This is a genomic window from Photobacterium piscicola, from assembly GCF_046058925.1.
GTDB classification, from domain to species: Bacteria; Pseudomonadota; Gammaproteobacteria; order Enterobacterales; family Vibrionaceae; genus Photobacterium; species Photobacterium piscicola.
In genome coordinates, this window is the sequence record NZ_CP175535.1 from 1277960 (window position 1) to 1290747 (window position 12788).

A 12788-nucleotide genomic window follows, 5' to 3' on the forward strand; every position below is an offset into this window, starting at 1 on the left:
TGAGGCGTACCTAATACGCCTCAATAAGACGTTTTCTCAACTCTTATTCTTATTAATCATAAACCTTATTTACCTCGAAAATAACGTTGAGCAACAAAGGGCATTTTTGCTACCGTCATCGGCAATCTTTTTCCACGTACTTCGGCAAATAATACTGTATCAATAGCACTATAATGCGGTGTTACATACGCCATCGCAACAGGAATAGATACTGAAGGGCCAAAACTACCACTGGTCACAACCCCGACCTGCTCACCATCGGCATTAAATAATAGACTTCCTTCTCGTACTGGTGCCTTTGTTTGGCCAATCAACCCTATTCGCTTACGATCTACAGCTTTTATTTCAATTTGGGAAAGAATAACATCAGCGCCAATAAACCCACCAGCGCGTTCACCTTCTGTACGGCGTACTTTGCTGATCCCCCACAATAAACTGGCTTCTATTGGCGTGGTCGTTTTATCAAGATCATGACCATATAAACACAATCCACATTCTAAACGCAGTGAATCGCGAGCACCGAGTCCAATCCATTCAACGTGTTTATCTTCAAGTAATGTGGCTGCTAACCTGGTTGCATGTGAGGTGGACACTGAAATTTCAAAACCATCTTCACCCGTATAACCTGAACGGCTGATATAGCATTCTTGACCTAATAACGGTATACGCACAGCATCCATAAATACCATGTCACGTACTTGAGGTGCTAATGTTGCTAAAACATCCACCGCTTTTGGCCCTTGTAATGCCAGCAGTGCTCGATCGTGTATAACTTCAAGTTCTACATCAGCTAATAAATGTGCCTGTAAGTGTGCGATATCTTCTGTTTTGCAGGCTGCATTGACCACAATGAATAAATGATCGCCAAAATTCGTTACCATCAAGTCATCTTCAATGCCCCCTGCTTCATTGGTAAAAAAAGCATAACGCTGCTTTCCTTCAGGTAAATCGACAATATCAACAGGCACTAACATTTCGAGCATTTTAGCTGCATTTTTACCACGTAACCGTAACTGCCCCATATGAGAAACATCAAACAATCCGGCCTCTGCACGACAATGTAAATGCTCTTTTTTAACGCCTAATGCATATTGTACTGGCATTTCATACCCAGCAAATGGCACCATTTTCGCCCCCATATTGACATGTAGATCATGCAGCGGAGTACATAATAAAGGTTGAGACATAGTGATTGACTCCCAATAAGCAACAGCAGTTAAACAATGATTATTTCACCCTACCAAAAACACCACCAGAACAGAAAAACTAATGGTAGAGATCTTGATCGAATCCGCAATATTGTTAAATAGGCATGACAATACGCAAACGAATACGTAGTATTCATATCAATAAATTAACATTGCAGATTCTTAAACGAACAATAAGACGATAAATTAACTATCTTGCTCATAAAACATTCCACGTAAGGAGTATATACATGGAAACGACATTAAAATTTACAACTAGCCATGAATGGGTACGTGATAATGGTGACGGCACAATTACAATGGGCATTTCAGATCATGCCCAGAAATTGTTAGGCGATGTCGTTTTTGTTGATTTACCCGATATTGGTGATGCCGCAGATGCTGGTTCTACTTTTTCATTAGTCGAGTCAGTTAAAGCTGCATCTGATATTTATGCGCCAGTGAGTGGTCAAATCATTGAAACCAATAGCTCACTTGATGATAGCCCTGAACTGATTAATGACGACCCGTATGGTGAAGGTTGGATTGCTAAAATTAAAGTAGACGATCTATCGCAACTTAGCGAGTTAATAGACAGCGATACTTACCTTGCTTCCATTGCTGAAGACTAACATCAAGGAAAGAAAGATGACTTCTACCACACTGCTCAATGCTCTCAGTGATGATACTCATTTTGCTCAGCGCCATAATGGTCCAAACTTATCGCAACAACAGCAAATGTTAGCGACAATTGGCGCATCTAGTATAGAACAGCTCATTCAGCAAACTCTGCCAGTGGCCATTGCATTACCCCAGCCATTAACATTACCACCCGCTCAAAGCGAAGCGAATATGCTTGCATCACTCAAGCAAATTGCGGCTAAAAACATTGTTAATAAAAGCTATATTGGACAGGGATATTATAATACCCATACGCCAAATGTAATTTTACGCAATATTCTAGAAAATCCAGGTTGGTACACCGCTTATACTCCTTATCAACCTGAAATTTCACAAGGCCGCTTAGAGTCATTGCTTAATTTTCAGCAATTAGTCATGGATATGACGGGCATGGATCTGGCGAATGCTTCACTACTTGATGAAGCAACCGCCGCCGCAGAAGCAATGACACTGTGCCTTCGTGCTGGTAAAAGTAAAAGCACGCAATTTTTCATTGCCGCTAATGTTCATCCGCAAACTATTGATGTTGTTAAAACACGGGCGCACTTTATTGGGGTAGAAATCATTATTGGCGAACCTCAACAATTAAATGATCACAATGTCTTTGGTGGTTTATTACAATACCCCGCCACCAACGGTCAAATTGATGATTTAACCGATATTATTGCCACCGCACATAACAACAAAACCTTAATTACCGTTGCCAGTGATTTACTTGCATTAACGCTATTAACCCCACCCAGTGAAATGGGTGCCGATGTGGTGATTGGCAGCGCACAACGTTTTGGTGTTCCAATGGGGTTTGGTGGACCACATGCTGGCTTTATGGCAACCAAAGATCAGTACAAACGTACTATGCCAGGCCGTGTGATTGGGGTATCTAAAGATGCCAAAGGTAACCGTGCACTTCGAATGGCAATGCAAACCCGTGAACAACATATTCGCCGTGAAAAAGCGACCTCTAATATTTGTACTGCCCAAGCCTTACTTGCCAACATGGCGGCTTTTTATGCGTTATATCATGGACCTGAAGGCCTTAAAAAAATAGGACGGCGGGTACATCACCTTACCGCTATATTAGCCGCAGGTTTACGTGATAATGGCTTTATCATTGAAAATAACACCTTTTTTGATACCCTGACTTTACTCACCGCTGAGAACACAGATAACCTCTATCAACAAGCATTAGATGCCGGTATTAACCTTCGTAAATATGAGCATAAACTCGGCATTAGTATTGATGAAACCACATCAGCCGATGACATTGAAGTGTTACTCACATTATTAACTGGCAAAGCCTTATCGATTGATCATTACAGTAGCCTAATTGCCGATGACGAATTTGCTGCAATTCCAACGCGTTGCCAACGCCAAAGTGATTACCTAACGCACCCTATTTTTCATCGCTATCATAGTGAAACCAACATGATGCGATACATGAAGCAACTTGAAAATAAAGATTATTCACTGACCCACGGCATGATCCCGCTCGGTAGTTGCACCATGAAACTTAATGCCGCCGCTGAAATGATCCCTGTCACGTGGCCTGAATTTGGTCAATTACACCCTTTTGCACCTAATTCTCAAACATTGGGCTATCAAGAATTAGCCCAAAAGCTATCAGCCATGTTATGCACTATTACTGGCTATGATGCCGTATCACTACAACCTAACTCAGGCGCTCAGGGTGAATATGCAGGCCTAATTGCGATTCAGCGTTACCACCAAGCAAATGGCGATAATCACCGTAATGTGTGTTTAATTCCAAGCTCAGCCCATGGCACTAATCCAGCTTCTGCAGCTATGGTGTCTATGAAAGTGGTTGTGGTGGCCTGTGATGAACAAGGCAATATTGACCTCAATGATTTACAAGCAAAAATAGATCAACACAGCGATAATTTATCCTGCATTATGATCACCTACCCTTCAACCCATGGTGTCTATGAAGAAGGCGTTCAACAAGTTTGCGAACGTGTTCATGCTGCTGGCGGTCAAGTGTACCTTGATGGTGCTAACATGAACGCGCAAGTTGGATTAACTAGCCCTGGATTTATTGGCTCAGATGTTTCTCACCTAAACCTTCATAAAACTTTCTGTATTCCCCATGGCGGAGGTGGCCCTGGTGTGGGTCCGATCGGAGTGAAATCTCACCTTAGCCCATTCTTACCCGGACATATTGATAACCAACAGCCACAGAACAATCAATATGCGGTATCGGCAGCAGCGCTAGGCTCAGCATCTATTCTGCCTATTTCCTATGCGTATATTTCAATGATGGGTGAAGCTGGGCTAAAACAAGCGACCGAGTTAGCCATTTTAAATGCCAACTATGTGATGGAACGTTTACGTCCACATTACTCAGTGTTATATCGAGGAACACAAGGTCGCGTCGCCCACGAATGTATTATTGATATTCGTCCGATTAAAGCCGCTTCTGGTATATCAGAAGAAGACATTGCTAAACGCTTAATGGATTACGGCTTTCATGCGCCAACAATGTCGTTCCCTGTTACTGGCACATTAATGGTTGAACCAACAGAATCAGAAGATTTAACCGAGTTAGATCGTTTTTGTGACGCGATGATTGCCATTCGCGAAGAGATTAATCAGGTACAAACCGGAGCATGGTCTTTGGAAGATAACCCATTAGTCAATGCACCCCACAGCCAAGTTGATTTACGAGCCGCTGAATGGACACATTGTTATAGCCGCGAAATTGCTTGCTTCCCATCTGTGCATACTAAAAATGCCAAATACTGGCCAAGTGTTAATCGAGTTGATAACGTATTTGGAGATCGCAATTTAGTGTGTTCTTGCCCAAGTATTGATACTTATATAGAAAAGTAATAATAACCATGAATACACGAATTCAGCTATTAAAGCGGATCTTTTGATCCGCTTTTTATTTTTTATACACTTAAAAATGATCAGTTTAACAATAATGAAATGGCAATAATTTATATTAATTCACTTGTTAATCTGGTTATTCATTTATTTGTTAATAACCGTTTAAAAAACACTAAAATTAAAAATCAATAAATAACTATACAAGATACTATATTTGATCAAATATAAACTAATATGCATATAGCTATGAATGGGACTTATTGATGTATTCATTTTTAAATTCAACACATACTCTTAATGAACGCTTAAATCTATTTACAGCTTCTGTTAAAAATCTTTATCCTGAAATTATTGGGATCGCAGTTACGCGAATAGATGAAGACGATAATCTTTATTCTGTTTATCGTAGCCCTGACTATGGTGATAATTTTCCAACTTTTATTTCATCAATAAGTCGATCACCGCGTTTAAACAAAATGCGTTCATCATTAGAACCAAGTATTATTGATAATATGCTTTCTCATCAATCATCTGTGAAAAAAATTCATTTACGATTATTACAAAGTAATTGTATTTCAAGTATGGCATGTCCAATTTATACTAATGATACCTTTATTGGTGTGTTATTTATCAATGCTAAAGTAAAAGATTTTTTTAGTGAAAAAGTTAATTATTTCACCACCTTCTCAATTTTGATCACGTTGCTTATTACTGATAATTTTAATAATAAAAAAGCGTTTCATTCGATTGTAAAAACTGTTTTGTTATTAAGTCATCATAAAGATCCTGAAACCCAGAATCATCTAAAAAGAGTTGCTGAATATAGCCGTTTAATTGGGCTTTACTTAGCTAGAAGAGGAAAATGTAATGGTGATTTTGTTGAATCTGTTTATCATTTCTCGGATATGCATGACATAGGAAAATCTTTAATCCCTGAAGATATTTTATATTCAACAGAGATTTACACCGATGAAGAAAGAGCGGTCATGAATCAGCACCCAGATCTAGGCTGCCAGCTTTTATCGAATATTTTAACCACCTTTAAGTACGATAATAACCAAGAACTCAATACCATCCTTAATATTATTCGTCATCATCATGAACGTTATGATGGTAATGGTTATCCAGATAAACTAAAAGGCACCGATATACCATTAGAAGCCCGCATTGTTACGGTAGCTGATGTTATTGATGCTCTATTAAGCCACCGTCCTTATAAACAGCCGTGGTCAATAGATGATGTCGAACTGTATTTAATTAATGGCTCAGGAACGTTATTTGATCCTCTTTGTATTGATGCTATTTTACATTCACTCAATAAAGTCACACTGATTCAGAAACGTTATCCAGATGTTATTGAGGAAGATCTACCACTATAGTTAATTCATTAACAAATAGAGCCACCGCTTAATGGTATGTCAAAAGCATTATCAATGACCGCTTGTGCGGCTATTTTTAACCCTGCAACGATCAGATCTAACGACATACTCGGCTGATCCCCAAATGTTGCTTGCTGTGGCAACAGAGGAATATGAATAAAACCATGACCAATCTGGGTATAACGTAGATAATGCTGAACACCATAAAATAAATGATTACATACAAAAGTGCCGGCTGTATTTGATACCTGACACGGGATCCCCTCTTGTTGTAAAGCATGAGTAATCGCTTTAATGGGTAATGTAGAGAAATAAGCATCAGGCCCATCAACAACTATCGGTTGATCAATTGGCTGATTTCCTTCGTTATCAACAATTCGAAAATCATCAATATTAATCGCAATACGCTCTGGTGTAATTGCAGCTCGCCCACCAGCTTGCCCCACCGTAATTACATAATCTGGCTGATGGTGTTTAATCGCCTCAATCACAGCTGCGGTTGCTTTAAAACGAGTAACAGGCACTTGGCAAACAACAATTTTACCGTTGTTAAGAGCGGCCCCATCTAATAATTTTACTGCTTCTAATGCCGGATTAATTACTCCCCCCCCAAAAGGTTCAAACCCGCTAATTAATATTTTTTTCATTCTTACTCCACCTTTAAAAACAAAATCAATAGCTCTACACTCGCTACAAAAAACCATAACAGGGATATCGTGTTGTTTATATCGCCTTTAATTAACAACTACACGCTTATCTGGCTGTAACTTTCATAAATAATCGTGATATTTCACCGAGATTACAAAATTAAATTTGCCGTTTCTAGTTAAATATAATGAAAAAAATAGGATATATATAATAAAAAACTAAGTAATAGACATATTTTTATAAAATACTCTTTATTAAAACTTTATATTATTCTTATTGCCAATAAATATCCCACCACGCCATATATAGAGCAATGTTTTTTATCGTTACAATAAAAATATTAAATTGATAAGATTCGAATAATAATTGATATTTTATGCATACTTTATCAATTTATAGCGAATTATATTTTGCACAATTCAATAGATCATTCTAAAACAGCTGATGCTAAAAAATCCTGGCAAATACCAGATACATTAATCATTATTTTTATCGTTGGCGTATTAGCAACTATTCTTACTTATCTCATTCCGGCAGGCAGTTTTACTCAACATGCAGTGAGCTTTATTGCTGATGGTGTGGAAAAAACACGTACTGTTATTGATCCCGCATCTTTTAAATATGCTATTGATGCTAATGGTGAAAAAATTTATAACACAGTTGGTTTTTTTAGTGCTGGCGGTGGCATAGGCTTAATGAACTTTATGTTCGAAGGCTTAGTTTCTGGCAGTAAATGGGGATCAGCTGTTGGCGTGATCATGTTCATGCTCGTTATTGGTGGCGCTTTTGGTGTTGTTATGCGTACTGGCGCCATCGATGCTGGTATTTTAGCACTCATTCATAAAACAAAAGGCAATGACTTTTTATTCATTCCCGTTCTCTTTGTCTTGTTTTCATTGGGCGGTGCTGTCTTTGGTATGGGTGAAGAAGCGATTGCCTTTGCAATTATTATCGCACCACTCATGTTACGACTTGGTTACGATGGCATTACAACGGTCATGGTCACTTATGTCGCCACTCAAGTCGGTTTTGCATCATCATGGATGAACCCTTTCTCGGTTGCTATTGCACAGGGCATTGCAGGCATCCCTGTACTTTCAGGGATGACGGTTCGTATTCCACTATGGGTAGGTTTCACTTTAATGGGTGTTATCTTTACCATGCGTTATGCAGCGAGAATCAAACGCAATCCTGAATTATCTTACAGTTTTAAAACCGATCAATTTTTACGTGATAAAACGGCAGAAGTTAAACAATCACAGTGGAATATCGGTTATACCTTAGTGATCGTTACCGTTGCAACCACAACAGGTTGGGTTGTTTGGGGGGTTGTTGCGCATGCATGGTATATTCCTGAGATTGCATCGCAATTTTTCACTATGGGCTTTATTGCCGGTATTATTGGTATTATCTTTAAACTTAATAATATAACCTTAAATGACATTGCAACCTCATTTAAAGAAGGCGCTGGTGTCATGCTTGCTCCTGCTCTACTTGTTGGTTGTGCTAAAGGCGTATTATTAATTCTAGGTGATGGTTCAGCTGATGAGCCCAGCGTACTTAATAGCATTTTAAACAGTGCAGGTGGTGCAATCAGTGGCATTCCTGATGTAGCGGCAGTTTGGATTATGTACCTCTTCCAATCTGTGTTTAATTTCTTTGTGACATCAGGATCAGGCCAAGCCGCACTGACGATGCCATTACTCGCACCTTTGGGCGACATTGCTGGCGTTTCTCGTCAAGTAACAGTACTGGCATTCCAATTAGGTGATGGTTTTACCAATATCGTGGTACCAACATCAGCGTCATTAATGGGAACATTAGGGGTATGTCGTATTGATTGGGGTGATTGGATCCGTTTTAGCTGGCGCTTTATGTTGCTATTGTTCGTTACTTCAAGTGTGACGGTTGTTTGTGCTCACTTAGCTGGATTTAATTAATCATATGACCAATACCAATACCAATACCAATACCAATACCAATACCAATACCAATACCAATACCAATACCAATACCAATACCAATACCAATATAATAACGACCCAACTCACGGGTGACATTATTAATAATATTGCGGTGATTTCAGCATTAAATGTGGACGATCTCGCCATTGGTCAGCATCAGTTTTGGTTCAACGTTGCGACTAACGCCTTAAATCAAGATCAACATTTACCCGTATGGGTATTTAAAGGCAAGCAAGCGGGCAAGAAAGTAATGATCACCGCAGGCATTCATGGTGATGAACTCAATGGCATTTTAACCGCGCAACAACTGGCCCGTCAGCTACAACATACTGACATTTGTGGCAGCGTGATTATTGTTCCAGCGATTAATCTATCGGGTATTGTTCACCACCATCGTGATTTTCATGGCGCGGATCAAGATTTATCTACTGTGAATCTTAATCGCTATTTCCCCGGTAACAATCAAGGTAATGCCGCTGAACGTTACCTTGCTCAATTGTGGCAATATTTATTATTACCCAATGCCGACATTGCGATAGATCTTCATACTCAAACTACGGGAACCTGTTACCCATTGTATGTGTTTGCTGATTTCCGGATTGAATCAGCGCTGGCGATGGCACGATTAATGACACCAGATGCGATCTTAAATGATCCTGGCGATCAGGGAGTATTAGAAACTGTTTGGAATCAACATGGCGTTAGCGCGATCACCATTGAAGTGGGTAGTGGTAAGATTACTCAACCAACGTTAATTAATCGTGCTGTTATAGGGGTTATGCAAATTATTAAAAACCAACACCATTTAACAACAGCGACCTTGACGCCTTGTGCGATAGAAGCGGATAACGTGACATCTATTCGCGCTGATATCGGTGGGCTAACACTCGCAAATGTTGAGATGCTAGCACCTGTAAGTAAGGGCGATATTATCGCAACACAATATGACCTGTTTGGTAATGAAATTAAACGTTATACCGCTCCTCGTGATGGCATTGTATTAAGCCACAATACTGATGCTTTGCGTGACGCAGGGGCGTTAATTGTACGTCTTATTCACGATTAACCATTAAGTTATCCTCCATCACAATACCCATGCGAAGTTAATAATTAGCATGGGTTATTGTTGATAAACCTCGCATTCTTACAAGGTATGTGAACATTCCCACCATTTCCTTACTCCAACGAACATTGTACAAAAAAAAGACTATTTGCCATCAGTTAGTCACAATTATCAGTAATCATTTACCAACAATGGTGCAATGTATGCTTTACTTGAGTAATAATAATCACTTGAAAGCATAAAAAAAGGAATCTTATGGTGAAGTATCTCAAATCAATCAAATATCTATTTATCGCATTACTGCTTACTCAATTAACAGGTTGTGGTATCAATACCATCCCTACTCTCGATGAACAAGCCAATGCTGATTGGGCCCAAGTACAGAATAATTATCAACGTCGTGCAGATTTAATCCCCAATTTAGTCGCAACGGTTAAAGGTTATGCTGCTCACGAAAAAGACACGTTGACGGCAGTGACAGAAGCAAGATCAAAAGTTTCATCGATGCAAGTCACGCCTGAAACATTAAATAACCCAGAAGCCTTTAAAAAATTTGAAGCCGCTCAAGGTCAATTAAGCAGTGCGTTATCTCGATTGATGGTTGTATCAGAACGCTATCCAGATCTAAAAGCTAACCAACAATTTATCGCACTTCAAGCACAGCTAGAAGGCACAGAAAATCGTATCGCTGTTGCACGTCGCGATTACATCAATGCAGTAAAAGCTTTTAATACTGAAATTCGTACTTTCCCTGGCCGTTTATGGCACTGGGCAATGTATAGCGATCTAAAAATCAAACCTAACTTTACAGCAACAACACCTAACGCTGATGTTGCGCCTAAGGTTGAATTCTAAATGAAAAAAGTCCTACTTATCTGTGGGCTTTTGTTGTTCATCAGCCAAAGTGCATTGGCTGCAATCACTTTCCCTGAATTAACAGGGAGAGTGGTCGACGACGCTCATATGCTAAATGAAGCTCAAACTCAGCAACTTGAGCAAACGCTTGCCGCAGAAGAAAAATCATCGTCCAACCAAGTGGTGGTAGTAACCGTACCGTCAACTAATGGCATTCCAATTGCCGATTATGGCTATCAACTCGGTCGTACTTGGGGAATTGGACAGAAACAACATGACAATGGCGTATTATTAATTATCGCTAAAAATGACAAAAAAATGCGTATAGAAGTCGGTTATGGTTTAGAGGGTGCATTACCTGATGCGATTGCGATTAATATTATAAATAATCACATTAAACCCGCTTTTAAAGCCGGTAAGTTTGCAACGGGAATCGATAATGGTGTAACAGCTATCATTGCTGCTATCCATGGTGAATACAAACCTGTTGTGACAGAAGATAAACCACCCTACGATTTCTATTTGTTTATTTTATTTGTAGTGATCATTCAAATTGTTGCCTTTAGCCGTCGTCGTCGCAACCGTTCAACCTATTATGGCCGCGATGGTGATGTCTTCACCAGTGGTGGTTTTGGATCACACCGTGGCGGCTCTAGTGGCTTTGGCGGTGGTTTCGGAGGAGGTAGTGGCGGCAGCGGTGGTGGTTTTAGTGGTGGCGGCGGTGGCTTCGGCGGCGGCGGTGCATCAGGAGGATGGTAATGAAATTATTTACAAATGAACAACTACAAACAATTAGCCAAACCATCAGTGATATGGAAAAAACCACCGATGCTGAATTAATTACCGTGATGGCAACAAAAGCGGATGACTATTACTTTGTTCCAACCTTGTGGGCTGCCATTATTGCGCTATTTGTTCCTGCACTGTTAATCATTACTCCATTATGGTTAGAGCTAACGGATATTCTATTAGTGCAATTAGCTGCTTTTGTTGTTCTAACATTGATCTTTCGTATTCCAGCCATTAAGTACTGTTTATTACCAAAAGTAGTTAAACATCGCCGTGCAAGTCTGGTTGCTCGTGAGCAGTTTTTAGCCAATGGTGTTCATCGTACTAAACAGCATTTAGGGGTAATGATCTTTGTTTGCGAAGCTGAGCATTATGTTGAAATTTTAACAGATTATGGCATTAATGATTGTATCAGTGATGAAGCATGGCAAAGCATAGTCCGAGATTTCACCAAAGATGTTAAAGCAGGAAAAACGTTTGAAGGCTTTATTCAGTGTTTACAGCAATCTGGTAAATTATTAACTAACGCCCTACCGTACACGGAAGAAAAAAATGAATTACCTAACTGTTTAGTCGTTATTGATTAACATGTGAAATAATTCACCACTAATATTAATTGTTGAAATAGCCTGAGGTTATTTCAACAATTTATTTAAATATCATTTTTATTATACAATTTTTAACGCTCTAATCGCTCTATATGTTTTAATAAATACTCTTCAATTTGAAATAATCGCATTATTGGCGATTTTAATTCTTTTGTTTCATTACGAGCATAAGATCTTAATTCAAATAAACATTTCAAATACTTTTGATTAACTATCGATTCAATCTCAACCCCAAACTCAGTTAATATTTGATCTTGAATGGTTTTAATATCTCTACGTTGATTATGTTTAGCATTCGATGATTGATCTTTTACAATAGGTGACCAAAGCATAAATCTTGCTTTGTGGTTTGGGAAACATTCTTCTACATATCTAATATTTTTAACAAATTTCTTATAGAATCGTTCAATATTATCCGGTTGATTATTTTTAACATATTGCAAACCAGTAACTAAATGAGTTGCTACCTCACAAATGTAAACTTCTTTAGCCTTAATATTGATGCCCACAACATCAATCTCACCTTGAATATTAGGGGTATAAAGATTGTATTCAACAAAATCACAACCAAGAATATGTTTTAAATACTCACCAACTAACTCTTCTCCGGGATTCTGCATGTTTCTTCCTATGAATAATGCCAAAATACTATTTATAAAAAAGTTAATCACCTAACAATGATAAAATAAACACCCAACAACTATTGATGGCAATAATCGTAGATTTCATCGCAATACTTATTATTTTGATACATCAAAAACATAAAA

The 12788-nt window shown here is 38.8% G+C and carries 11 protein-coding genes; 8 read left to right on the forward strand and 3 right to left on the reverse strand.

Annotated features, from left to right (window positions below; translation table 11 throughout):
* Window positions 1-65: 65 nt before the first annotated feature.
* Entirely contained in the window at window positions 66-1187 is a 1122-nt protein-coding gene (gene gcvT / locus ACJZU6_RS20350) for a glycine cleavage system aminomethyltransferase GcvT (protein WP_408901243.1), read from the reverse strand.
* Window positions 1188-1438: 251 nt separating this feature from the next.
* On the opposite strand from gcvT, the gene gcvH reads away from it, so the two are divergent.
* The 3 genes from gcvH to ACJZU6_RS20365 all read left to right on the forward strand — a co-directional run bounded on the left by gcvH (window position 1439) and on the right by ACJZU6_RS20365 (window position 6094).
* Complete coding sequence (gcvH, locus tag ACJZU6_RS20355; RefSeq protein ID WP_080155765.1) at window positions 1439-1819, forward strand: glycine cleavage system protein GcvH; 381 nt, start codon at window positions 1439-1441, stop codon at window positions 1817-1819.
* Window positions 1820-1835: 16 nt separating this feature from the next.
* Window positions 1836-4715 carry an aminomethyl-transferring glycine dehydrogenase gene (gene gcvP, locus ACJZU6_RS20360; RefSeq protein ID WP_408901244.1) on the forward strand — a complete coding sequence of 960 codons (2880 nt, stop codon included), beginning with the start codon at window positions 1836-1838 and terminating at the stop codon, window positions 4713-4715.
* Between the two features lie 263 nt (window positions 4716-4978).
* Entirely contained in the window at window positions 4979-6094 is a 1116-nt protein-coding gene (locus ACJZU6_RS20365) for an HD domain-containing phosphohydrolase (protein WP_408901245.1), read from the forward strand.
* Between the two features lie 8 nt (window positions 6095-6102).
* Here ACJZU6_RS20365 and pcp read toward each other — a convergent pair whose 3' ends face one another.
* Window positions 6103-6741, reverse strand: coding sequence for a pyroglutamyl-peptidase I (pcp, locus tag ACJZU6_RS20370; protein WP_408901246.1), 639 nt, complete (start codon window positions 6739-6741; stop codon window positions 6103-6105).
* Between the two features lie 465 nt (window positions 6742-7206).
* Here pcp and yfcC point away from each other — a divergent pair, with 465 nt between their 5' ends.
* From yfcC to ACJZU6_RS20395, 5 genes are all read left to right on the forward strand, one after another.
* Window positions 7207-8682 carry a putative basic amino acid antiporter YfcC gene (yfcC, locus tag ACJZU6_RS20375; protein WP_408901526.1) on the forward strand — a complete coding sequence of 492 codons (1476 nt, stop codon included), beginning with the start codon at window positions 7207-7209 and terminating at the stop codon, window positions 8680-8682.
* Window positions 8683-8776: 94 nt separating this feature from the next.
* The gene (locus ACJZU6_RS20380; RefSeq protein ID WP_408901527.1) at window positions 8777-9772 is read left to right on the forward strand and encodes a succinylglutamate desuccinylase/aspartoacylase family protein; all 996 of its coding nucleotides are present in this window, start codon (window positions 8777-8779) and stop codon (window positions 9770-9772) included.
* A 252-nt stretch (window positions 9773-10024) separates the two neighbouring features.
* Window positions 10025-10624 carry a LemA family protein gene (locus ACJZU6_RS20385; protein WP_080155760.1) on the forward strand — a complete coding sequence of 200 codons (600 nt, stop codon included), beginning with the start codon at window positions 10025-10027 and terminating at the stop codon, window positions 10622-10624.
* Window positions 10625-11383 (forward strand): TPM domain-containing protein, encoded by a 759-nt coding sequence (locus ACJZU6_RS20390; protein ID WP_327767323.1) that lies wholly within the window; start codon window positions 10625-10627, stop codon window positions 11381-11383.
* Window positions 11383-12000, forward strand: coding sequence for a TPM domain-containing protein (locus tag ACJZU6_RS20395; RefSeq protein ID WP_045037716.1), 618 nt, complete (start codon window positions 11383-11385; stop codon window positions 11998-12000). Before ACJZU6_RS20390 ends, ACJZU6_RS20395 begins: the two co-directional genes overlap by 1 nt.
* A gap of 92 nt (window positions 12001-12092) precedes the next feature.
* Here the strand turns inward: ACJZU6_RS20395 and ACJZU6_RS20400 are convergent, their stop codons facing one another.
* A complete protein-coding gene (locus ACJZU6_RS20400) occupies window positions 12093-12641 on the reverse strand; it encodes a hypothetical protein (protein ID WP_408901247.1) in 549 nt (182 codons plus the stop codon).
* Window positions 12642-12788: the final 147 nt, after the last annotated feature.

Bases quoted from the DNA above. Each gene is read 5' to 3' on its own strand.
- gcvH (WP_080155765.1), top strand. From the start codon at position 1,439: ATGGAAACGACATTAAAATTTACAACTAGCCATGAATGGGTACGTGAT.
- ACJZU6_RS20365 (WP_408901245.1), top strand. From the start codon at position 4,979: ATGTATTCATTTTTAAATTCAACACATACTCTTAATGAACGCTTAAAT.
- ACJZU6_RS20400 (WP_408901247.1), bottom strand. From the start codon at position 12,641: ATGCAGAATCCCGGAGAAGAGTTAGTTGGTGAGTATTTAAAACATATT.
- ACJZU6_RS20390 (WP_327767323.1), top strand. From the start codon at position 10,625: ATGAAAAAAGTCCTACTTATCTGTGGGCTTTTGTTGTTCATCAGCCAA.
- gcvT (WP_408901243.1), bottom strand. From the start codon at position 1,187: ATGTCTCAACCTTTATTATGTACTCCGCTGCATGATCTACATGTCAAT.
- gcvP (WP_408901244.1), top strand. From the start codon at position 1,836: ATGACTTCTACCACACTGCTCAATGCTCTCAGTGATGATACTCATTTT.
- ACJZU6_RS20395 (WP_045037716.1), top strand. From the start codon at position 11,383: ATGAAATTATTTACAAATGAACAACTACAAACAATTAGCCAAACCATC.
- ACJZU6_RS20385 (WP_080155760.1), top strand. From the start codon at position 10,025: ATGGTGAAGTATCTCAAATCAATCAAATATCTATTTATCGCATTACTG.
- pcp (WP_408901246.1), bottom strand. From the start codon at position 6,741: ATGAAAAAAATATTAATTAGCGGGTTTGAACCTTTTGGGGGGGGAGTA.